This window comes from Streptomyces sp. NPDC028289 (assembly GCF_055565975.1).
This window is the reverse complement of sequence record NZ_JBVHTI010000008.1, coordinates 485,947-507,613: the sequence shown is the minus strand read 5'-3', so window position 1 is coordinate 507,613 and position 21,667 is coordinate 485,947. Positions and strand designations below refer to the sequence as shown.

Sequence of the window (21,667 nt, the reverse complement as noted above, 5' to 3'; positions counted from 1 at the left end):
ACGGGCGGTGGACCCGGCGGGAGGCCCCGGGCACTGACCGGACCTGTGGATTCCGATAGCCTCGGATCGTGGCGGAACAACACCAGTTCGAGCGGGGCACGGACGGCCCCAAGGTCATCGTGGTCGGTATCGACGGCTCGGACTCCTCGTGGCGCGCGACCTCCTACGCCGCGGGTCTGGCCCGGCGGCAGCACGCGCTGCTGGCCATCGTGTACGTCCAGCCGGTCCTGGCGGCCGGCGCGGCGCTCGGGGCGCCGGTGGCGGAGACCACCGACGAGATCGCGGAGGACCTGGTCGCGCAGATCCGGGACGCGACGGAGCGGCTCAAGGGGATATTCGAGGTGCGCTGGGAGTTCCACACCTTCCGCGGGGACGCCTACAGCGGCATGGTGAAGGCGGCCGACGAGCTGAAGGCCGACGCGGTCGTGGTGGGCGCCTCCGAGCAGGCCGGCCACCGGTTCATCGGCTCGGTCGCGATCCGCCTGGTGAAGGCGGGACGGTGGCCGGTGACGGTCGTACCGTAGCGGTCTCCCGCAGGAGCAGCAGCGGGGTCGCCAGGAGCAGGATCCCGGCGAGGGCGATCGCGGTGCGCGGGCCTGTGAGGCTCGCCAGCAGGCCCCACAGGGCGGTCATGGCGGCCGTGGTGGCCTTGCCGGTGACCGACCAGGCGGACAGGGTGCGGGCGACCCGGTCGTCCGGGGTGTGCTCCAGGCGGCGGGTGGCGTACACCGGGCTGTAGACGGCCGAGCTGGTGATCACCCCGAACTCCAGGGCCATCACCAGCAGCAGCCCGGGCAGCCCGGGCCCGACGAAGGCCAGCCCGAGGGGCCAGACGGCGCGCAGGGCGCTCGCGGTGCGCAGCACCCGCCACTGCCCGTACCTGGCGACCAGCGGCCGGGCGATCCGGGCGCCGAGGAGACCGCCCAGGCAGGGCACGGCGAAGGCGAGGCCGTACTGCCAGGGGGCGAAGCCGAGCGGGCCGAGCATGAGGACGGCCAGCGGTGGTGCGGCGACCATGATCAGGGCGTTGCCCGCGAGGCTGTTGAAGAAGAGGGGCCGCAGGGCCGGGCTGGTGAGGATGTGCCGCCAGCCGTCGAGCAGGTCGGCGGCGCGCAGGCGCTGCACGTCCCGGTGCGCGGGGCGTGGCTCGCCGCCGCCGACGGCCCGGATGCCGAGAGCCGACAGCAGGAAGCTGACCGCGTTCGCCGCGACGGTCGCCACCGGCCCGAACAGGCCGATCGCGGCGCCGCCGAGGGGCGGGCCGAGGACCAGCGCGGTCCAGTTGGCGGACTCGAACCGGGCGTTCGCGGTGAGCAGCCGGTCGGCCGGGACGAGGGACTTCAGAAAAGCGCCGGAGGCCGCGTTGAAGGTGATGTCGGCGGCCGCGACGACCACCGAGACCAGCAGCAGCTGGCCGAGGCCGAGGGCGCCGAGCGCGTAGGCCGCGGGGACGGTGAGCAGTGCGGCGAACCTGACGAGGTCCATCGCCATCATCACCGGCCGCTTGCGCCGGAACTCCACCCACGGCCCGAGCGGCACCGCGGCGACGGCGCCCACGGCCGGCCCGGTCGCGGCGAGCAGCGCCACCTCCGCGGAGTCCGCGTGCAACGCGATGACGGCGATCACCGAGAACACGTCGAAGGCGAGCCAGGTCCCGAGCGCACTCACCGAGTACGCGGCCCACAGCCACCCGAACCGCCGCCCCATGCACAACCTCCCGTTGACCCGGGACATGAAAACGCGCAGGTGGCCGTCGGATCAAACAACTTCCAGGTCTGCCGCCACAACCGTGGGTTGTACCGTGTGGAGGTGGACCTCACCGCCGTGCGCACCTTCGTCGCCGTGGCTGACTCCGGGCAGTTCCAGGAGGCCGCGGCCGTGCTGGGGGTCACCCAGCAGGCCGTGTCCAAGCGGATCGCGACGCTGGAGAAGGAGCTGGGCGTGCGGCTGTTCACCCGGACGGCCCGGGGCGCCGAGCCGACCGTCGACGGCCGGGCCTTCCTGCCGCCCGCCCGCGAGCTGCTGCTGGCGGAGGAGCGGGCGGCCGCCTCGGTACGGCGGGGCCGGCGCCCCCTGCGGGTGGACGTGGTCGGCGCCCGGCTCGCCCCGGCGGCGCTGCTGCGCGCCTTCCACGAGGCGCACCCCGGCCTCGCCCTGGACGTCGTCACCCTCTTCGACGTGGAGTCGGCCCTCACCGCCCTGCGCTCCGGTGCGATCGACGCGTCCTTCCGGGCGGTCGCCATGCCGGGCCGTCCGGTGCCGAGGGGCATCGAGGCGGCCCGGGTGTACGACGAGCCCGTCCAGCTGCTCACCGGCCCGGAACACGCCCTGGCCGGCCGCGCCTCGGTCGCGCCGGCGGAGCTCGCCGGGCACCGGATCTGGATCCCGGGGATCGTGGAGGGCACCGAGTGGGCCGCGTACTACGCCTCGCTCGCCGCCGAGTTCGGACTCGCCATCGACTCCTCCGGCCCCAACTTCTCCGGGGCGCTGCAGGACGCGCTCGCGGGCTCCGGCACCCTGGCGACCCTCGTCAGCGAGCAGACCCGGCTGGTCTGGCCGGACAGCCACGACCTGCGCCGGATCCCGCTCGTCGATCCGACCCCCCTCTATCCCCACTCGCTGCTCTGGGCCACCGCCAACCCGCACCCGGCGCTCCCCGCCCTGCGCAGCCATCTCGTCGAGGCCCGCCCGCCGCGCACCGCCGCCCGGACCTGGACGCCCGGCTGGGCCGAGAGCGTGCGTGGCGTCTTCCGTCCTTGACGCCCCTGCGCCATCATGATCGGCCGTCAGCCGTTCGCGATCGGCGAAGAGGTGAGGCACATGGCCAAGCTCCGCATGGGTGAAGGCATTCTCCGTCGCAAACCCATCGAACACATCGAGGAGACGGAGGTCACCGAGGGCGCCCGGCTCGACAGATCGCTCGGTCTGGTGCAGCTCACCGCGATCGGCGTGGGCGGCATCATCGGCGCGGGCATCTTCACCCTGGCCGGCACGGTCGCCAACGAGACGGCCGGGCCCGCCGTCCTGGTCTCGTTCCTCATCGCCGGTGTGGCGAGCGCCTGCGCCGCGCTGTCGTACGCCGAGTTCGCCGGGCTGATCCCGAAGGCGGGGTCGGCCTACACGTACGGCTATGCGGTGCTCGGCGAGTTCGCCGGCTGGTTCATCGGCTGGGACCTGCTGCTGGAGTACACGGCGATCGTGGCGGTGGTCGCGATCGGCATCTCGGGCTACTTCAGCTTCCTGGTCGAGGAGATGGGCGCGAACCTGCCGCACTGGATGCTCGGCGCGCCGGGCACGGGCGACGGCCACCGGGTCGACCTGTTCGCCGCCCTGCTGTGTCTCCTCATCGCCTACCTGCTCAACCTCGGCATCCGCAGCGCGGCCCGCTTCGAGACCTTCGTCGTGGTGCTCAAGGTCCTGGTGGTGCTGCTGGTGATCGCCGTCGGCGTGTTCCACATCGACGCGTCGAACTACCACCCCTTCTTCCCGTTCGGCATCAGCGGCGCGTTCACCGGCGCGGCGACCGTGTTCTTCGCGGTCTTCGGGTACGACGCGATGTCGACGGCGGCCGAGGAGTCGAAGGACGCCCAGCGGCACATGCCGAAGGCGATCATCTACTCGCTGGCGATCTCGATGGTGCTCTACGTGGCGGCCTGCCTGGTCCTCACGGGCATGCAGAACTACAAGGACATCGACCCGGAGAGCGGCTTCTCGACGGCGTTCAAGTCGGTGGGGCTGAGCGGCCTGGCGGACGTGATCGCGGTGGGCGCGATCATCGGCATCCTCACGGTGATGTTCACGTTCATGCTGGGCGTGACCCGAGTGTGGTTCTCGATGTCCCGGGACGGGCTGCTGCCGAGCTGGTTCGCGAAGACGCACCCGACGCGGCACGTCCCGACCCGGGTGACCTGGATCGTGGGGGCGGCCTCGGCGCTGCTCGCCGGGTTCGTGCCGATCGGCGAGGCGGCCGAACTCACCAACATCGGCATCCTGCTGGCGTTCGTGGTGGTGTGCACGGCGGTCGTCGTGCTGCGCTACCGGCAGCCGGAGCTGCCGCGCACCTTCCGTACGCCGTGGATGCCGTTCGTGCCGGCGCTGGGTGTCGTCTTCTCGATCTGGCTGATCACGTTCCTGAAGTGGCAGACCTGGGTGCGGTTCGCGGTCTGGTTCGTGATCGGGTGCGTGATCTACTTCGGCTACTCGTACAAGAGGTCGCGGCTGGCGGGGCGTTAGAGCGCGCGGAGGAAGCCGAGCAGGAGGGTGTTGAACTCCTCGGGCCGCTCCAGGTTCGGGTAGTGGTCCGTGCCCTCGACGATCTCGGCGCGGCCGTTCGGGACCTCGCGGGCGAGGCGCTCGGCGGCGGCGAGCAGGTCGGCGGGTTCCAGGCTGCCGTTGATCGTGAGCACCGGGACGTCGATCTTCGGCACCCGTGACCAGGAGTCGGTCACTCGCACCAGCCGGTCGGGCTCGTCGGGCGTGTGTTTCGAGATCGTGTGCAGCGCCAGCTCCCGCAGCCGGCGCGGGATCTCCGGGTCGACGGCGTCGAGAGTGCGGTGCTCGCCCGGTACGACCTTCACGAAGGCGTCGAGCCAGCCCTCGATGTCACCGGCCCCCAGGGTGCGGGCGTTTTCGGCCTGGAGCTCCGTGTGCCAGGGGTCCGTGTACCGGAAGTCGCCCGTCACCGCCCCGCAGGTGACCACCGCGCGGACCAGCTCCGGATGTTCCAGCACGGTGTCGGTGGCGATCACCCCGCCCATGGAGACGCCGACGAGCACGGCGGGCCCGGCGTCGAGGTGACGCAGGAGTGCGGCGAGGTCGTCGGCCCAGCGGAACGGCTCGCTCGCGTTGGCGGAGAAGCCGTGGCCGCGCACGTCCGGGGCGATCACCCGGTACCCGGCGGCGAGCGCCGGGATCTGCCGGTGCCAGAAGCGGTGGTCGACGTATCCGGAGTGGAGCAGGACCACCGGGTCGCCGGAGCCGGTGTCGAGGTAGGCGAGGTCGCCGTCGGAGGACGGGAAGAGGCGGACGTCCGCAGCACCATTCATGACAACCAAGGTGTCATCTTTGGGAGAGTTTGACAACTGAGTTGTCATGACGGCTTTGACACCCCGGTTGCCATGACGGTGCGGTGCATGATGGCCGGGTGAACGACATCGACAAGCCCCTCGCCCCCGACGAGCTGGGCGACCGCATCACCGAGGTGTTCGATCTGATCGGGCCGCTCTACCGGCGCGCCTTCCGCAAGATCGAGCAGGGCGAGCAGATCGAGGGGGCCTCGGTCGGGGTGCGCTCGGTGCTGGACCTGCTGCGCCGGTACGAGCCCATGACGGTGCCCCAGATGGGCCGGATCATGGCGCTGAGCCGCCAGTTCGTGCAGCGCATGGTGAACGACGCGGTGGCGCGCGGCTGGGCGGAGGTCACCCCCAACCCGGCGCACCAGCGCTCCTCCCTGATCCGGCTCACGGCCGAGGGGCGGGCGACCATCACCGCGGTCCTCGCCCGCGAGCACGCCCTGAACCGGCAGGTCGGCGGCGACCTGACCGACGCCGAGATCACGGCGTGCGTGCGGGTGCTGAAGCAGCTGCTGAGGACGTTCGACCACGTCGACGTCGAGTGACCGCCGCTACTCCCCCATGACCAGCCCGTCCTTGGCGGCGCCGCGGCTGAGCACGACGTCCCGGATGGCGTCCCGGGCGGCGGTGAAGTCGGCGCCCTGGTCGATGGCCGCGTTGAGGTCGACGACCCGGCCGGCGTCGACGTCGTACAGCTGGGGGATGAACTCGGCCTTGGCGACCTCCCAGCGGCCGCCCGGACCGGCGGGCGGGGTGAAGGTGAAGCGGGCGAGGGTGGACTGGTTGCCGCGCGGGTCCTGGCGCCCCTGGCTGTTGTACATCTCGCCGGCCAGCTGGTCGCCGAGGCCGTAGACCACCCAGGTGCCGTTGACCTTCTCGTACGCCTGCGGGATGTGCGCGTGGGTGCCGAGGATCAGGTCGATGTCGGGGCGGCCGCCGGTGCGCGCGGCCGTGAGCCGTTTGGCGAGGTCGAGCTGCTGCTGGTCGGGGGCGTCCGTGCCTGTGGTGCCCCAGTGCACGGAGACCACGACCACGTCGGCGCCGGCCTGCCGGGCGGCGCGGGCGTCGGCGAGGATGCGGTTCTCGTCGAGGAGGCCGACCGCCCAGGGCTGGCCGGGCGGCAGGGAGTTGCCGTTGACGTCGTAGGTGTAGGAGAGCTGGGCCACCCGGGCGCGGCCCGCGTTCATCAGGGTGAGGGTGCCGGCCTCGGCCTGGGTGCGGGCGGTGCCGGAGTGCCTGAGGCCCACCCGGTCCAGGGCGTCGAGGGTGCGCTGGATGCCCGCGGCGCCGTCGTCGAGGGCGCGGTCGGAAGCGGTGGAGCAGCCGTCGTAGCCGGTGGCGGAGAGGGCCTCGGCGAGCTGCGGCGGGGAGGTGAGGGCGGTGTGGCCGCCGTCCGTGCCGGTGACCGTCGCCAGGTGGCAGAGCGCCAGGTCGGCATGGGAGACGACGGGTTCGACGCCGGCGAGCATCGGGCGGAAGTCGTAGCCGTTGCCGCCCGCGTCGAAGTTCGCGTGGTCCGTCGCGGATTTCAGCGGCATGACGTCGCCGGAGGCGACGAGGGTGAAGCCGGTGGCGGGCACGGTGGGTGCCGGGTGCGGGGGCGGGGCGGCGCTTTCCTGCCGTACGTGGTTCTGGCATGCGGCCGCGGCGGCGAGCAGGGCGGTCAGGGCCAGGGCCGCCTGGCGTCTGCGATTGATCATCAGGAGTACCCCAGAGTCGCAAGCCTTGTCCGATTTACAGATCAATGGGTACGAAGGTGGAGGCGACCGCAAACAACTCAGGCGCCCCGATTGACCCATCCGGGTCGGGTAAGGGGTGTGAGGGACCGTTCGTCGCACCGTTCACCGACGCGATCGACCGTCCGCCGCACATCCCTGTGCGCCCCCTGTCCCCCGGCCGGGGCCTGCGATGCCATACGGCCATGACGGCCGGAACCACCCTTCCCCACGGGACGACGACCGCCGAGCACGAGCTCGTCGCGCTCCAGCGCGAGCACGGCCGACCGCTCTTCGCGCTGCTGCTGCGGCTCAGCGACGGGGACCGGCAGCGGGCCGAGGACCTCGTCCAGGAGACCCTCGTACGCGCCTGGCAGCACCCCGAGGCGCTGCGCGCCGACGACTTCGACTCCGTGCTGCCCTGGCTGCTGACGGTCGGCAGGCGGCTCGCCATCGACGCGCGCCGGGCCCGGCAGGCGCGGCCCGCCGAGGTGCACGACGCCGTCCTGGAGAACGCCCGGGCCGTCGGCGACCACGCCGAACGCGCCGCCGCGACGCTCGACGTCCGGGAGGCTGTGAAGACTCTCACCCCGGAGCACCGTGAAGTCCTGGTGCTGGTGTATTTCCACGGGGCGAGTGTGGCGGAGGCCGCGGAGACCCTGGGAATTCCACCCGGTACCGTGAAGTCGCGGGCATATTACGCATTGCGCGCCCTGCGCCGGGTTCTGCCCGGTTATGCACCCGACCTGCGATGAAACCGCAAGCCAGGTCAAACCTCGGTAAAGCGCCTTGCTGAGGACCGTGTTTGAGCAATCAGCTGTCTTCATCCGTGTTCCGCACCGGGAGAGGGACGGACCCGGGGTCGGGGCCACGCGCGCACCGGAGGAAGGCAGGACGGGATGCTGCACAGAGGTCAAGAGAGCACGGACGGGGCCGGGAGCGGGGAACTGGCGGTCCCGATGGCCTGGTTGTACGCCGAGTACATCGCCGACGAGCTGCTGCGCACCGGCGATCTCATGCCACCGACGTCCTTCGAGTTCCGGGCCGGCCGCGACGCGCTGGCGCTGACCATCTTCCTCTCCGACACGGACGGCGAACTGTCGGGCATCCGGGTCGTGTCCCAGTTGGAGACCTGGCTTTCACTGACGGCGTACGACCAGCCGTGGCAGGACTGGGTCGCGGAACGTATGGCAGTGGTGAACGCCGAGGCCGCCGAGTCGGGCGGGCCGTCACCGGACCTGGATCTGGCCGCCGCCGCCTGGCGCTGGCTGGAGGAGACCGAGCTGCTCGCGCCCGACCTGGACGCGGTGCCGGGCGGCGGTTCGGTGTTCGGCGAGGACGACGGTCCGAAGGTGTGGACCCCCGCCTGGCGGCTCGGTCTGCCGCTGGGACACCTCGCCATCCATCTTTTTTGATTCAGGACCAATCCGCGGGCCCGGCCGCTCCGAATCCGTTGATTACGATTCTGTACGTGGCTTGAGTGAAACGGCTGCCGACTGCGTACGGGTGGGAGCAAGGAACAACGAGTAACCCCCACCCGCACCCATCGGCACGAGGATTCGGCATGAGGTCCCTGGAAAGGCATCGCGACGTCGGCGCGTACGCGCTCGGCGTGCTGGACGAGGCGGAGGCCTTCCGCTTCGAGGACCATCTCATGGAGTGCCCGAGCTGTACGGCACACGTGACCGAGTTCGGCCCCGCGGCACGGCAGTTGATGCTGTACCGCCGGGCCACGCCGCGCTTCGTGCACCCCATGGCCCAGCCCGGGCCCCGGCTGCTGGACCGGCTGCTCGCCGAGGTCGCGAACCGGCACCGGGCCAAGCGCCGCAAGCTGCTGTACGGTCTCGCCGCGTCGGTCGTGTTCGCGGTCGCCGGCCCCGGCATCGCGGCCTACGTCGGCCACGAGGCGGCGCCGGCCGTGCAGGTCACCGCGGCCACCGACGCGCAGTCCGGCATCTGGGCGCAGGTGAAGTCGGAGGACACGGACTCGGGCAGCACGATCGAGTTGCAGGTGAAGGACCCGGACGGGCCGCGCTCCTGCCGCCTGATCGCCGTCGGCGACGACGGCTCCGAGCAGATCGTCACCACCTGGGCGGAGCGGGACCACGACGGCCGGGTGAGCACCATGACGGGCGGATCCTCGATGCACCCCGACGAGATCGACCGCTACGAGGTGCGCAACGCGGACGGGCAGCGCCTGGTGACCCTGGACCCCCAGTGACCACCCGCTACCTGAGCAGCCGGGACATACGGCGGTCCGCGAGCGGCTTGCCGCCGGTCTGGCAGGTCGGGCAGTACTGCAGCGAGGAGTCGCTGAAGGAGACCTCGCGGACGGTGTCGCCGCAGACCGGGCAGGGCTCGCCGGTCCGGCCGTGGACCCGCAGACCGCTCTTCTTCTCGGCCTTGAGCCGCCCCGCCGCCAGGCCGTGGGAGCGCTCCACCGCCTCGGTGAGGGTGGTGCGCAGCGCCTCGTACAGCCGGTGCGTCTCCTCGGGTGTCAGGGACGCGGCCAGCTTGAACGGGGACATCCTCGCCGCGTGCAGGATCTCGTCGCTGTAGGCGTTGCCCACCCCTGCGATCAGGCTCTGGTCGCGCAGGGCGCCCTTCAGCTGCCGTCGTTCGTCCGCCAGCAGGGCCGCCAGGCGGTCCTCGCCGAAGTCCGCGGCGAGCGGGTCGGGGCCCAGCCGGGCGATACCGGGGACGTCCTGCGGGTCGCGGACCACGTACACGGCCAGCTTCTTCTGGGTGCCGGCCTCGGTGAGGTCGAAACCCGCCCCCGTCTCCAGGGCCGCCCGCAGCGCCAGCGGGCCCTTCCCCGGGCGCGGCAGCCCGTCCGGCAGCCGGTCCTTCCACTGGAGCCAGCCCGCGCGGGCCAGATGGGTCACGAACCGCAGTCCGCGGTCCCCCTCGATGTCCAGGAACTTGCCGTGCCGGTGCACGGCGACGACCTCGCTGCCCTCGAAGGCGCCGACCGGAGGGTCGTACGTCTTCAGGACGCTGATGGCGACCGGCAGCACGCGGACGACCTGGCGGCCGACCAGGTTCTCGGTCAGGAAGTCCCTGAGCGCTTCGACCTCGGGCAGTTCGGGCATGCGTCCAGGGTGCCATCCGGGGCCGGACTCCGAGTGCCGCATCGGGTCGTCTCGCGGCTGCGGCGCCGTGAGGGCTGGTCGCGCAGTTCCTCCCCCAGCCTTCGGCCGGGGGCACCTCCAGCGCCCCTTCGGGGGCGCTGCCGCTCGGCCGGGGGATCAGGTCCCGTCGTCCTTCTCCGCCATGCGGAACTCGCACCACACCGCCTTGCCGCCACCGCGTGCCTCCACGCCCCAGACGTCGGCGAGCTGGTCGACGAGCAGCAGGCCCCGGCCGGAGACGCCGTCCTCGCCGGCCTCGCGGCGGCGCGGCAGGGCGCTGGAGGAGTCCTCGACCTCGACGCGGAGCCGGCGGTCGCTGCCGCCGAGGACCCTGAGGGTGACGATCGCGGAGCCCTCGGTGTGCATCAGCGCGTTGGTGATCAGCTCGTCGGCGACCAGTTCGATCTCGTCGGCGCGGTCCCCGGCGCCCCAGGCTCGGACGGCGGCGCGGACCATGTGCCGGGCCAGGGCGAGCGCCTCGGGGTCGCCGGAGGCCACGTGCTGCTGGAGGCGGCCGACGGCCTGCGCGGTGTCGGAGCCTCGGCGGCGCAGCAGGAGCAGGGCCACGTCGTCGTCACCGGCCCGCTCGTCGGCGACCTCGATCAGCCGGTCGGCGAGGTCGCGCACGTCCTCGGGCCCCTTGGCGACCTGCTCGATCAGGTCCCGCATGCCGTCCCCGAGGTCCTTGCCGGGCTGTTCGACGAGCCCGTCGGTGCACAGCAGCAGCGTCTCGCCGGGGTCGAGCTCCAGGGTGGACACCGGGTACTCCAGGCTGTGGAACTCGGCCGACAGGCCGAGCGGCAGCCCGCCCTCGACGGGGACCCGGCGGCAGCTGCTGTCGGCAGCGCGGACCAGGGGGTCGATGTGCCCGGCACGGACCACCTGGACGACGCCCGTGGCCAGGTCGGCCTCGGCGTACAGGCAGGTGGCGAAGCGGTCGGTGTCGAGCTCGTTCAGGAAGACGGAGGCGCGGGCCATCACGGTGGCCGGGGCGTGGCCCTCGGCGGCGTAGGCGCGCAGCACGATACGGAGCTGGCCCATGACGGCCGCCGCGTGCGTGTCGTGGCCCTGGACGTCGCCGATGACCGCGCCGACGCGGCCGCCGGGCAGCGGGATGAGGTCGTACCAGTCGCCGCCGATGTCCCGGCCCAGGGAGCCGCCGGCGGCCGCGGAACGGTAGCGGACGGCGACGTCGGCCCCGCGCACGCTCGGGATGGTGCGCGGCAGCATGGCCTGCTGGAGGCCCTGGGCGAGGTCTTTCTCCTGCTCGAAGAGCATGGCCCGCTGGAGGCTCTGCGCGATGCTGCTGCCGAGGGCGACCAGGACGGCGCGTTCCTCGGTGGAGAAGCCGAGCCGGTCGTTGTAGAGCAGGCCCATGGCGCCGATCGGGCGGGCCTGGGCGATCAGGGGCAGATAGGCGGCCGAGGTGATGTGCAGGTCGGTGATGTGCGGCCACAGTATCGGGTAGCCCTCGGCGAAATCCTCCGGTGACTCGATGAAGCACGGGCTGAGGGTCCGCACCACCTCGCCCATCGGGTACGGCTCGTCTATCCGGGTGATCCGGGTGCCGGGCACGAAGCTGCCGGCCGGCCCCTCGGCGACCAGCCGGATCCGGCCGGCCTCGACCAGGCCCATCACCAGGCTGGTGGCGCCCAGGTTGGGGATGCCGTGGGTGTCCTTGAGGACGTCGATGACCTCCTGGACGCTGCTGGCGTGCGCGAGCGCGGCGGTGACCGCCTGGACGACGCCGGTCTGCCGGCGCAGCGCCTGCCCCTGGGCGTCCCGCAGGTTGCGGGCCTCGCTGTCCTCCAGCTCCTGGGTGGCGTCCCGGACGATCCCGACGACCCGGCGCGGCCGGCCCGTCTCGTCGCGTCGGATGTAGCCCTGGGTGTGGGTCCAGCGCGGCGTGCCGTCGCGGCGCCGGATGCGGAAGTACGTCCCGTAGTTCTCGCTGCCGTCCTTGATGGCCCGGGACACCACCGCGTCCAGCCTGCTGGACTCGGCCGGGGGCACCCGCACGGCGAGGGACTCGGGGCGGCCGTCGTACTCCTCGGGGGTCAGGTCGAACACCTCGTACGCCTGGGTGTCCATGTGGAACAGGCCGGCGTCGAGGTCCCAGTCGAAGGTGCCCATGTGGTTGAGCGCCAGGATCGGGTGGTCCAGATGGGCGGGCCAGTCGTCCGGGAGTGACGGAGCGCTCGCTCCCCGGTCAGCCATGGGGCCACCATGCCAGGGGAACCCCTGACGGGCAATTCCTCCCTTATTGTCTGCTTCACTCGCTCGGGTTACGCAAGCGGGGAGGCGCGGTACACAGGGTGACAGGCCCCGGCCGGTCCCGGGGCCGCACACTGGAGAGAGGCAGGAGCGCACGGCCGTGGACTGGTTCACCGACCCCGGGTACTGGGTGAGCCGGCTGGTCTTCCAGCGGGCTCTGGCCGGCGTGTACCTCGTCGCGTTCCTGGCGGCGGCGCTGCAGTTCCGGGCCCTGCTGGGCGAGCGCGGGATGCTGCCGATCCCGGGGTACGTCGCCCGCGTCCCCTTCCGGCGGGCGCCCAGCCTGTTCCAGCTGCACTACTCGGACCGTTTCTTCGCGGGCTGCGCCTGGGCGGGCTGCGCGGTGTCGGCGGCGCTGCTGGCGGGCGCGGACGGCGAACTCCCGCTGTGGGCCGGGATGGTGCTGTGGCTGATCCCCTGGGCGCTGTACCTCTCGATCGTCAACGTCGGCCAGACCTGGTACGCGTTCGGCTGGGAGTCCCTGCTCCTGGAGACCGGCTTCCTGGCCGTCTTCCTGGGCAACGACGAGGTGGCCCCGCCGGTCGTCGTGCTCTTCCTGCTGCGCTGGATCCTGTTCCGGGTGGAGTTCGGGGCGGGGCTGATCAAGATGCGCGGGGACGCCTGCTGGCGCAAGCTGACCTGCCTGCACTACCACCACGAGACCCAGCCGATGCCAGGGCCGCTGAGCTGGTTCTTCCACCACCTGCCGGGGCCGGTGCACAAGGCGGAGGTGGCCGCGAACCACCTCACCCAGCTCGTCGTCCCCGTCCTGCTGTTCGCCCCGCAGCCGGTCTCGACGGCGGCCGCGTCCCTGATGATCCTCACCCAGCTGTGGCTGGTGGTCTCCGGCAACTTCTCCTGGCTGAACTGGATCACCATCGTGCTGGCCGTGTCCGCCCTCCGGCTGCCCACGGACCGCACCACCGCGCCGCCCACCCCGCTCTGGTACGAGGTGGTGGTCCTCGCCGTGGCCGCGCTGCTCGTCTTCCTGAGCTACCACCCGGTGGTGAACATGGTCTCCCGCCGCCAGGTCATGAACCGCTCCTTCGACCCGCTCCACCTGGTCAACACCTACGGCGCGTTCGGCAGCGTCAGCCGGATCCGCTACGAGGTGGTGGTCGAGGGCACGCTGGACGGCACCCCGCGCGAGGAATCGGACTGGCGGGAGTACGAGTTCAGGGGCAAGCCGGGCGATCCCCGGCACTGGCCGCGCCAGTTCGCGCCCTACCACCTCCGCCTGGACTGGCTGATGTGGTTCGCCGCCCTCTCCCCCGCGTACGCCGGGGACTGGTTCGGCGGTCTGGTGGAGCGCCTCCTGGAGAACGACCGCGACACGCTGCGGCTGCTGCGCCGCTCCCCCTTCCCGCCCGACCAGCCCCCGCGCTTTGTCCGCGCCCGCCTCTTCCGCTACCGCTACACCAGCTGGCGGGAGCTTCGGGAGACGGGCGCGTGCTGGGAGCGGACGTATGTGCGGGAGTTCCTGCCGCCGACGCGGCTGGCCGGGGCCGCTCAGAGGCCGTAGACGCGGGTCGCGGTGGTCTCGAAGACGGCGGTGCGGTCGGCGGGGGCGATCACTTGCGTGGCCGCGTCGAAGACCTCGCCGTAGGTCCCGGCCAGGACGCACACCGGCCAGTCCGAGCCGAACATCAGGCGGTCGGGGCCGAAGGCGTCCAGCACCGTCTCGGCGTACGGGCGCAGGTCGTCGACGGTCCAGGAGGCGGGGTCGGCCTCCGTGACCATGCCGGAGAGCTTGCAGACGGTGTTGGGCAGGGCGGCGAGGGCACGGACGGCGGTGGCCCAGGGTTCGAGGGTGCCGGACGCGATGGGGGGCTTGCCCAGGTGGTCGAGGACGAAGGTGAGCCGGGGATGGGACCCGGCGGCCTCGGCGGCGGCCGGGAGCTGGTGGGCCCGGACGACGAGGTCGTAGACCAGGCCCGCGTCCGCGACCGCGGTCAGGCCCCGGCTGACGTCCGGGCGCAGCAGCCAATCCGGGTCGGGTTCGCCCTGGACCTGGTGGCGGATGCCCTTCAGGTAGGTGCCGCCGGGGAGTGCGCGCAGGCGGGTTAGTTCCTCGGCGACGTCCGGGCGGGTCAGGTCGGTCCAGCCGACGACTCCGGCGATCAGGTCGTGGGCGGCGGCGAGGGCGAGGAACTCGGGGGTCTCCTCGGGAACGGTGACCGTCTGGACGAGGACGGTGCGGGTGACCCCGGCCGCCGCCGTCTCGGGCTGGAGGTCCTCGACGGTGAAGTTCCGTCTGAGCGGCTGGAGTCCGGGCCCGGTGATCCAGTCCTGGTCCCGTACCGAGAGGTCCCAGACGTGGTGGTGGGCGTCGACCGTCATGGCAGCTCCCACACGACGGGCAGGCCGGCCTCCGAGCCCGCCTCGGTGTAGTCGTGGACGACGTCGAGCAGCTCGGCCATCCGGGCCTGCCAGGCCACGTTGACCGGGAGTTTCTCCAGCTCGGCGAGGAGGCGGCCGTAGTCGGCGCAGTCCAGGACGTGGAAGAGGTCGGTGCCGCTGCGCCAGATGGTCCAGGAGGTGGCCCCGGCGGCGCGGATGGCGTCGGTGAGTTCGGCGGGGACCTCGCGGTGGGCGGCTTCGTACTCGGCGATGCGGTCCGCGCGGACCCTGGTGTGCAACGCCACTCTCATGACGGGTCCTCCGTGGGTACGGGGGCGTCGGCGGGGAGCAGGCCGGTGGCGTGCAGCTCCTGCCAGAAGGCGGCGGGGACATGCGTGGCGAACTGCTCCGCCCCGTCCGCGATCTCGGCCGCCGAGCGGGCCCCGACCAGGACGCTCGCCACGGCGGGGTGCGCCGCGCAGAAGGCGAGCGCGGCGGCGCGCAGGGTCGTCCCGTGCTCTTCCGCGAGCGCCTTGAGGCGCAGGGCGCGGGACAGCAGTTCGTGGGAGACCTGGGCGTAGTCGTAGGTGGCGTCGGGTTTCGGGTCGGCCAGCAGACCGGAGTTGAAGGCCCCGCCGATCACCACGGAGGTGCCGCGTTCGGCGGCGGCCGGGAGCAGGTCGGTGAGGGCGCTCTGGTCGAGGAGGGTGTAGCGGCCCGCGCACAGCACCACGTCGACGTCGGTGTCGCGGACGAACCGGGTGAGCATGGCCGTCTGGTTCATGCCGGCCCCGATCGCGCCCACGACCCCCTCGGCGCGGAGCTTCTCCAGGGCCGGGTAGCCCTCCCGGAAGGCCTGTTCGGCGTGGTCGTCGGGGTCGTGCAGGTAGACGACGTCGACCCGGTCGAGGCCGAGCCGCTCCAGGCTGGCCTCCAGGGTGCGGCGGATGCCGTCGGCGGAGAAGTCCCAGACCCGGCGCAGGGTGGCGGGCACGGCGAAACCGTGGGCGAGGTCGTCGCCGTCGCCGGGCCCCGGCTCCAGCCGGCGGCCGACCTTGGTGGAGAGGGTGTACGCGTCCCGGTCGTACTGTCGCAGGGCGTCGCCCAGCCGCCGCTCCGACAGCCCGAGGCCGTAGTGCGGGGCGGTGTCGAAGTAGCGGATGCCCCGCTGCCAGGCGGCGGTGACGGTGTCGTACGCCTGCTGGTCGGGGAGTTCGGTGTACAGGTTGCCGATCACGGCGGCGCCGAGGCCGAGCGGGGTGACCCGGACGCCGCTGCTGCCGAGGGTGTTCACTGGCCCACCGGCCGCAGCCTCAGGCCCTGCATGCCGCCGTCGACGGCGAGGGAGGTGCCGGTGGTGGCGCCGGAGAGGGGGCTCGCCAGGTAGGCGATGGCACCGGCGACCTCGGCGGCGGAGACCAGGCGCCCGGCGGGCTGGCGGGCCTCCAGGGCGGCGCGCTCGGCGGCCGGGTCGGGGGCGTTGTCCAGCAGGCGGCCGATCCACGGGGTGTCGGCCGTGCCGGGGTTGACGCAGTTGACGCGGACGCCCTCGCGGAGGTGGTCGGCGGCCATGGCGAGCGTCAGGGAGTACACGGCGCCCTTGGTGGCGCTGTACAGGGCGCGTTGCGGCAGGCCCGCGGTGGCGGCGATGGAGCAGGTGTTGACGATCGCCGCGTGCGCGGAGCGGCGTAGGTGCGGGAGGGCGGCGCGGGCGGCGCGGACCATGCCGAGGACGTTGACGTCGAAGACGCGGCGCCACTCGTCGTCGTCGTTGTCCTCGACCGTGCCCTGGGCGCCGATGCCGGCGTTGTTGACGAGGACGTCGAGGCCGCCCAGTGCTTCCGCGGCGCTCGCCACGGCCGTCCGCACGGAGGCGTCGTCGGTGACGTCGGCCCGGAAGCCGAGCAGCGGCTTGTCGACGGCGGACGGGTCGAGGTCGAGGACGGCGACCTGGGCGCCGCGCTCGGCGAGCAGCTCGGCGGTGGCCCGCCCGATCCCGGAGGCGCCGCCGGTGACCAGGGCCCTCAGGCCCTCGAAGTCGGTCATGCCGCCTGTCCCTTCTGCGTTTCGGGGTCGGCGGCCCAGAAGGTGCCGCCGGGGTAGGTGTACTCCGCGACGGACTCCGGCCTGATGGCGGCGGAGAAGCCCGGGGCGGTGGGTGCCACGTAATGACCTTCGTGGATGACCACCGGATCGAGGAAGTGGTCGTGCAGATGGTCGACGTACTCGATGACCCGGTCCTCGGTGGTGCCGGAGACGGCCACGTAGTCGAACATCGAGAGGTGCTGGACGAGTTCGCACAGGCCGACCCCGCCCGCGTGCGGGCAGACCGGGACGCCGAACTTGGCTGCGAGCAGCAGGATGGCGAGGTTCTCGTTGACGCCGGCGACCCGGGCCGCGTCGATCTGGACGACGTCGAGGGCGCCGGCCTGGAGCAGCTGCTTGAAGACGATCCGGTTCTGCACGTGTTCGCCGGTGGCGACCTTCACCGGGGCGACCGCCCGGCGGATCGCCGCGTGGCCGAGGATGTCGTCGGGGCTGGTGGGCTCCTCGATCCAGTACGGGTCGAACTCGGCGAGGGCCTGGGTCCAGCGGATCGCCTCGTCGACGTTCCAGCGCTGGTTGGCGTCGATGGCCACGCGGATGTCCGGGCCGACGACCTGGCGGGCGACCCGGCAGCGCCGGATGTCGTCCGCCAGGTCGGCACCGACCTTCAGCTTGATCTGCCGGAAGCCGTCGGCGACCGCCTGGGCGGCGAGCCGGGTGAGCTTCTCGTCGTCGTAGCCGAGCCAGCCGGCGGAGGTGGTGTAGGCGGGGAAGCCGCGCTCGAGGAGGCGGGTCCGCCGCTCCCCGGCACCTTCCCGGCCCCGGTGGAGGATGGCCAGGGCCTCCTCCGGGGTGAGGGCGTCGGTGAGGTAGCGGAAGTCGATCTGGCGGACGATCCACTCGGGCTCGGCGTCGGCGAGCAGCTGCCACAACGGCTTCCCGGCACGCCGGGCGGCGAGGTCCCAGACGGCGTTGGTCACCGCGCCGATCGCCATGTGCATCACGCCCTTCTCGGGGCCGAGCCAGCGCAGCTGGCTGTCGCCGATCAGGTCCCGGTAGAGGGATCCGGGGTCGTCGCAGACCTCGTCGACCGGGCGGCCGAGCACATGGTTCCGCAGCGCGTCGATCGCGGCGACCTGGACGTCGTTGCCCCGCCCGATGGTGAACGTGAACCCGTACCCCTCGTGCCCGTCGCCGGCGTCGGTGCGCAGCACGACATAGGCCGCCGAGTAGTCGGGGTCCGGGTTCATCGCGTCGGAGCCGTCGAGCTCGCGCGAGGTGGGGAAGCGGATGTCGTGGGTTTCGAGCGCGGTGACGCGGGCGGAGGGGTCGGGGCTCGGGGACACGGATTGCCTTTCCGTCGGTAGGAGTTCGGGACGCGGTTCGGTCAGTCCTGGGCCCGTCCCGTGGTGACACGGGCGATCATGAGGGCGACGAGGATGATGCCGCCGTAGATGGCCTGGATCCAGAACGACGGCACCTGCGCCAGGGTGAGCAGGTTCTGCACGACACCCAGAAGGAGTACGCCGGTCAGGGCGCCGAACATGGTGCCCTTGCCGCCGTCCAGGCTGATACCGCCGATCACCGCCGCGGCGAAGACCGTGAAGATCATGTTGTTGCCCTGGTTGGCGCTGATCGCGCCCACGTACCCGGTCTGCATGATCCCGCCGACGGAGGCGAGGACACCGGCCACCACGAACACCCCGAGCATCACCCGGTCGACGCGGATACCGGCGGCGCGGGCCGCGTCGGCGTTGCCGCCGATGGCGTACAGGGCGCGGCCGACGCGGTGGTACTTCAGCACGAGCCCGGTGACCGCGAAGGCGACCGCGGCCAGCCACACCGACATGGGGACGCTGAGGAAGGTGGAGGTGGCCAGGGTGAAGAAGCTGTCGGGCATCCCGAACAGCGTCTTGCCCTTGGTCGCGCCGACCAGTACGCCGCGCAGCACGATCAGCATCGCCAGCGTCACGATGAACGCGTTGAGCTTGAACTTGACGACCAGGATGCCGTTGAAGGCGCCGACGGCCGCGCCGACGACCAGGATCGCCACCATGGCGAGGGCGGCGGGGAACTCGGTGCCCCAGCCGGACTCGGCCGACGGCAGGACGAGGAGGGCGCCGACGGCGGGGGCGATGCCGACGACCGACTCCAGGGAGAGGTCGAACTTGCCGGTGATCAGGACCAGTGACTCGGCGAGCACCACCATCGCGAGGGCGGCGGAGGCGCCGAGGATGGAGATCAGGTTGCGCTCGGTGAGGAACGAGTCGTTGACCACCGCGCCGAGCACCATCAGCAGCAACAGGGCCGGGACGAGAGCGAGTTCACGGGCCCGGCGCAGGATGACCGTGCGGGCCGCGCGCGGGTTCGGGGAGCGCACCGGGGTGAGCGGCGGGGCCTTGGTCTCAGCCATGGTCCACTCCTTCGGGCATGGAGTCCACTCCTTCTATGGAGGCGATCAGCTCGTGGTCGTGCCAGCCGGCCGGGTGTTCGGCGACGATCCGGCCGTGGAAGAGGACGAGGACGCGGTCGCAGCGACGCAGGTCGTCGAGTTCGTCGGAGACGACCAGCACGGCGGTGCCGTCCTCACGGGCGCTGTCCACGCGGGCCAGCAGGGACTCCTTGGACTTCACGTCGACGCCCGCGGTGGGGTTGACCAGGACCAGCAGCCGGGGGTCGGAGGCGAGGGCGCGGGCCATGACGACCTTCTGCGCGTTGCCGCCGGACAGGTCGGAGACGGGCTGGTCGGGGCCCTCGGCGTGGATGTCGAGGCGCTCGATCAGTCCGGTGGCGAAGCCGCGTTTGCGGTCGGTGCCGACGAACCCGCCGCGGCCGAGCCGGTCGAGGACGGTCATGGTGGCGTTGTCACCGATGCTCATGCCGGCCACGAGTCCCTGGTCGTGCCGGTCGCGGGGCACGAAGCCGACGCCGGCCCTGAGCGCGGCCCGCACGTCGCCGAACGGCAGCTGTTTCTCCTGCAGTTGTGCGCTCCCGCCGGTCGGGGTGCGCAACCCGGCGATGGTCTCGGCGAGTTCGATCTTGCCGCTGCCGCTGGTGCCGGCCAGGCCGACGACCTCGCCGCTGCGGACGGTGAGATCGATGCCGTCGTACGACTCCGACGTGAGCCCGCTGGTGCTGAGGACGACGGGCGCTCCGGCGGGCACCGCGTCCCGCGACAGCTGTTCCTGCCCGGTCACCGCCTCCCCCGCCATCGCCTCCACCAGGGCGGCCCTGGGCAGGTCGGCGACGGGGGCGGTGATGATCCAGCGGGCGTCGCGGAGCACGGTGACGGTCTGGCAGACCTCGTACACCTCCTGGAGGTGGTGCGAGATGAACAGGAAGGTCACGCCCGAGTCCTGCAGCGCCCGCATCCGGCTGAACAGCCGCTCGATCTCACGGTTGTCGAGCTGCGCGGTCGGCTCGTCGAGGACGATGAACCGCGCGCCGAAGCTCAGCGCCCGTGCGATCTCCACCATTTGACGGTCCTCGACCTTGAGGTCGGCGGTGCGCGCCTCGGGGTCGACGTGCACGTCCCAGGTGTCGAGGAGCGCGGCCGCCTCGCTGCGCAGCCGGCGCCAGCTGATGAAGCCCCGGCGCAGGGGCTGCCGGTTGATGAAGAGGTTCTCGGCGACCGTCAGCTCCGGTACGACGGTCGGCTTCTGGTAGACGCAGGCCACCTTGCGCCGCCAGGCATCCCGGTCGGCGAGCGCGGGGGCGGGCTCGCCGTCGAAGCGGACCGTGCCCTCGTCCGGGGCCTGGAGGCCGGTGAGGACGTTGACCAGGGTGGACTTGCCGGCGCCGTTGCGGCCGACGAGGGCGTGGGACTCGCCCGGCAGGACGGTGAGCCGGCCGTCGGCGAGGGCGACGGTGGGGCCGTACCGCTTGACGATGTCCCGGGCCTCAACGAGTGGCGTGATCATTTGACCGTGTTGCCCCAGAGCTTCGGGTCGTCCACGTTGTCCTTGGTGACCAGGGGCGCGGGCAGCTGGTCCTCCAGGATCCCGTTCGACAGCTTGACGATCGTGGAGTCGTGGTCGGTCGGACCCGGCTTGAACGTCTTCCCCTCCATCGCCGCCTTGATGTAGTACATGCCGTACTTGGCGTAGGCGTCGGCCGGCTGGGAGACGGTGGCGTCGATCTGGCCCTTGCGGATGGCGTCGAACTCCTGCGGGATGCCGTCGTTGGAGACGATCACTATGTGCCCGCTCTGCCCGGCCGTCTTGAGCATGCCCTTGGACTTCAGGGTCTGCAGGGTCGGGGCGAGGTAGACACCGCCGGCCTGCATGTAGATGCCCTTGATGTCGGGGTTGGCGTTGAGGAGGGTGCCCAGCTGGGAGGCGGCCGTGTCTGACTCCCACTTGGCGGGGATCTCCAGGACCTTGAGCTTCGGGTACTTCTTCTTCACGCAGGACCGGAACGCCTCGGAGCGGTCACGGCCGTTGACCGAGGCCAGGTCGCCCATGATCTGCACGACCTTGCCGCTGGTGACGTGCGCGCCGAGGTACTCGCAGGCCTTCTCGCCGTAGGCGACGTTGTCGGCGCGGACCACCATGGCGACCTTGCCCTTGTCGGGCGCCACGTCCACGGCGACCACCGGCACGCCCTTGCGCTCGGCCTGGTCGAGCCCGGCCTCGATGGCGGCGCTGTCCAGCGGGGCCACGACCAGCCCCTTCACACCCTGGTTCAGCTCGTTGTTGATGTCGGTGATCTGCTGCGAGGGGTCGCTGTTGGAGTTGACCGTCTTCAGCGCGTCCACGCCCTCGGACTTCGCCATCTTGGGCACGTAGTCGTTGTACGACTGCCAGAACGGCGAGGTCAGCAGGGGCAGGATCACCCCGACCTTGCCGGTGCCACCGCCACCGGCGCTGCCGCTGCCGGTGTCCTTGGTGCTGCCGCAGGCGGCGAGCGCGAGCGAGGCTCCGACGGCCACGGCCGTCGCGCCGATGATCCGGGACCTGTTCCGCTTCCTCAGTGTTCTGCCGGGCATCTTGGCAGCTCCTCATCGAGCGTGTTCGAGCAGATGCCCGCATACTTATCAGACCACTCGGCCCTTTCAACACCCCACAGACGCTAATTTCCCGCCCAATGA

At 71.8% G+C, this 21,667-nt stretch carries 21 protein-coding genes; 8 read left to right on the top strand and 13 right to left on the bottom strand.

Translation table 11 applies throughout. The features are described from left to right. Positions 1 to 68 precede the first annotated feature (68 nt). A complete protein-coding gene (locus tag ACZ4UV_RS38835; RefSeq protein ID WP_390041414.1) occupies positions 69 to 524 on the top strand; it encodes a universal stress protein in 456 nt (151 codons plus the stop codon). Here ACZ4UV_RS38835 and ACZ4UV_RS38830 read toward each other — a convergent pair. Then, entirely contained in the window at positions 460 to 1,707 is a 1,248-nt protein-coding gene (locus ACZ4UV_RS38830; protein WP_451020606.1) for an MFS transporter, read from the bottom strand. The two genes, ACZ4UV_RS38835 and ACZ4UV_RS38830, sit on opposite strands and share 65 nt — an antisense overlap. 102 nt (positions 1,708 to 1,809) lie before the next feature. Here ACZ4UV_RS38830 and ACZ4UV_RS38825 point away from each other — a divergent pair, with 102 nt between their 5' ends. Continuing rightward, entirely contained in the window at positions 1,810 to 2,760 is a 951-nt protein-coding gene (locus ACZ4UV_RS38825; RefSeq protein WP_451020605.1) for a LysR family transcriptional regulator, read from the top strand. Between the two features lie 60 nt (positions 2,761 to 2,820). After that, complete coding sequence (locus tag ACZ4UV_RS38820; RefSeq protein ID WP_390041408.1) at positions 2,821 to 4,233, top strand: amino acid permease; 1,413 nt, start codon at positions 2,821 to 2,823, stop codon at positions 4,231 to 4,233. Here ACZ4UV_RS38820 and ACZ4UV_RS38815 read toward each other — a convergent pair. Continuing rightward, positions 4,230 to 5,045 (bottom strand): alpha/beta fold hydrolase, encoded by an 816-nt coding sequence (locus ACZ4UV_RS38815; protein ID WP_467844545.1) that lies wholly within the window; start codon positions 5,043 to 5,045, stop codon positions 4,230 to 4,232. The two genes, ACZ4UV_RS38820 and ACZ4UV_RS38815, sit on opposite strands and share 4 nt — an antisense overlap. A gap of 98 nt (positions 5,046 to 5,143) precedes the next feature. Between ACZ4UV_RS38815 and ACZ4UV_RS38810 the strand changes: the two genes are divergently transcribed. Then, positions 5,144 to 5,617: a MarR family winged helix-turn-helix transcriptional regulator gene (locus ACZ4UV_RS38810; RefSeq protein WP_351493759.1), complete on the top strand. Its 474-nt coding sequence runs from the start codon at positions 5,144 to 5,146 to the stop codon at positions 5,615 to 5,617. 6 nt (positions 5,618 to 5,623) lie between these two features. On the opposite strand, the gene ACZ4UV_RS38805 is transcribed toward ACZ4UV_RS38810, so the two are convergent. Beyond that, positions 5,624 to 6,772 (bottom strand): CapA family protein, encoded by a 1,149-nt coding sequence (locus tag ACZ4UV_RS38805; protein ID WP_451020603.1) that lies wholly within the window; start codon positions 6,770 to 6,772, stop codon positions 5,624 to 5,626. 221 nt (positions 6,773 to 6,993) lie between these two features. On the opposite strand from ACZ4UV_RS38805, the gene ACZ4UV_RS38800 reads away from it, so the two are divergent. The 3 genes from ACZ4UV_RS38800 (at position 6,994) to ACZ4UV_RS38790 (ending at position 9,008) form a co-directional block, all read left to right on the top strand. Further along, on the top strand, positions 6,994 to 7,542 hold the full coding sequence (locus tag ACZ4UV_RS38800) for a sigma-70 family RNA polymerase sigma factor (protein ID WP_451020602.1): 549 nt from the start codon (positions 6,994 to 6,996) through the stop codon (positions 7,540 to 7,542). A 144-nt stretch (positions 7,543 to 7,686) separates the two neighbouring features. Next, positions 7,687 to 8,202: a hypothetical protein gene (locus ACZ4UV_RS38795; RefSeq protein ID WP_351493765.1), complete on the top strand. Its 516-nt coding sequence runs from the start codon at positions 7,687 to 7,689 to the stop codon at positions 8,200 to 8,202. Positions 8,203 to 8,351: 149 nt separating this feature from the next. Beyond that, positions 8,352 to 9,008, top strand: a complete 657-nt coding sequence (locus tag ACZ4UV_RS38790) for a zf-HC2 domain-containing protein (protein ID WP_451020601.1) — start codon at positions 8,352 to 8,354, stop codon at positions 9,006 to 9,008. A 7-nt stretch (positions 9,009 to 9,015) separates the two neighbouring features. On the opposite strand, the gene ACZ4UV_RS38785 is transcribed toward ACZ4UV_RS38790, so the two are convergent. After that, positions 9,016 to 9,879, bottom strand: coding sequence for an Fpg/Nei family DNA glycosylase (locus tag ACZ4UV_RS38785; protein WP_351493769.1), 864 nt, complete (start codon positions 9,877 to 9,879; stop codon positions 9,016 to 9,018). 156 nt (positions 9,880 to 10,035) lie between these two features. After that, positions 10,036 to 12,135, bottom strand: coding sequence for a SpoIIE family protein phosphatase (locus ACZ4UV_RS38780; RefSeq protein WP_467844539.1), 2,100 nt, complete (start codon positions 12,133 to 12,135; stop codon positions 10,036 to 10,038). A 157-nt stretch (positions 12,136 to 12,292) separates the two neighbouring features. Here ACZ4UV_RS38780 and ACZ4UV_RS38775 point away from each other — a divergent pair, with 157 nt between their 5' ends. Next, positions 12,293 to 13,714 (top strand): lipase maturation factor family protein, encoded by a 1,422-nt coding sequence (locus ACZ4UV_RS38775; RefSeq protein ID WP_390041392.1) that lies wholly within the window; start codon positions 12,293 to 12,295, stop codon positions 13,712 to 13,714. On the opposite strand, the gene ACZ4UV_RS38770 is transcribed toward ACZ4UV_RS38775, so the two are convergent. Genes ACZ4UV_RS38770 through ACZ4UV_RS38735 form a run of 8 tightly spaced genes read right to left on the bottom strand, consistent with a single transcriptional unit; the run spans position 13,702 to position 21,565 of the window. Next, positions 13,702 to 14,532, bottom strand: a complete 831-nt coding sequence (locus tag ACZ4UV_RS38770) for an amidohydrolase family protein (protein ID WP_451020598.1) — start codon at positions 14,530 to 14,532, stop codon at positions 13,702 to 13,704. The two genes, ACZ4UV_RS38775 and ACZ4UV_RS38770, sit on opposite strands and share 13 nt — an antisense overlap. Beyond that, positions 14,529 to 14,843, bottom strand: a complete 315-nt coding sequence (locus ACZ4UV_RS38765; RefSeq protein ID WP_351493777.1) for an L-rhamnose mutarotase — start codon at positions 14,841 to 14,843, stop codon at positions 14,529 to 14,531. The genes ACZ4UV_RS38770 and ACZ4UV_RS38765 overlap by 4 nt, the downstream gene beginning before the upstream one ends. Further along, complete coding sequence (locus ACZ4UV_RS38760) at positions 14,840 to 15,826, bottom strand: aldo/keto reductase (RefSeq protein ID WP_467844535.1); 987 nt, start codon at positions 15,824 to 15,826, stop codon at positions 14,840 to 14,842. Before ACZ4UV_RS38760 ends, ACZ4UV_RS38765 begins: the two co-directional genes overlap by 4 nt. Beyond that, on the bottom strand, positions 15,823 to 16,578 hold the full coding sequence (locus tag ACZ4UV_RS38755; protein WP_390041387.1) for an SDR family NAD(P)-dependent oxidoreductase: 756 nt from the start codon (positions 16,576 to 16,578) through the stop codon (positions 15,823 to 15,825). Before ACZ4UV_RS38755 ends, ACZ4UV_RS38760 begins: the two co-directional genes overlap by 4 nt. Further along, positions 16,575 to 17,924 carry an L-fuconate dehydratase gene (locus ACZ4UV_RS38750; RefSeq protein WP_451022648.1) on the bottom strand — a complete coding sequence of 450 codons (1,350 nt, stop codon included), beginning with the start codon at positions 17,922 to 17,924 and terminating at the stop codon, positions 16,575 to 16,577. The genes ACZ4UV_RS38755 and ACZ4UV_RS38750 overlap by 4 nt, the downstream gene beginning before the upstream one ends. 41 nt (positions 17,925 to 17,965) lie before the next feature. Then, positions 17,966 to 18,991: an ABC transporter permease gene (locus ACZ4UV_RS38745; RefSeq protein WP_351493786.1), complete on the bottom strand. Its 1,026-nt coding sequence runs from the start codon at positions 18,989 to 18,991 to the stop codon at positions 17,966 to 17,968. Then, positions 18,984 to 20,498: a sugar ABC transporter ATP-binding protein gene (locus ACZ4UV_RS38740; RefSeq protein WP_451022647.1), complete on the bottom strand. Its 1,515-nt coding sequence runs from the start codon at positions 20,496 to 20,498 to the stop codon at positions 18,984 to 18,986. Before ACZ4UV_RS38740 ends, ACZ4UV_RS38745 begins: the two co-directional genes overlap by 8 nt. Continuing rightward, positions 20,495 to 21,565 (bottom strand): sugar ABC transporter substrate-binding protein, encoded by a 1,071-nt coding sequence (locus ACZ4UV_RS38735; protein ID WP_390041379.1) that lies wholly within the window; start codon positions 21,563 to 21,565, stop codon positions 20,495 to 20,497. The genes ACZ4UV_RS38740 and ACZ4UV_RS38735 overlap by 4 nt, the downstream gene beginning before the upstream one ends. Between the last annotated feature and the right edge of the window lie 102 nt (positions 21,566 to 21,667).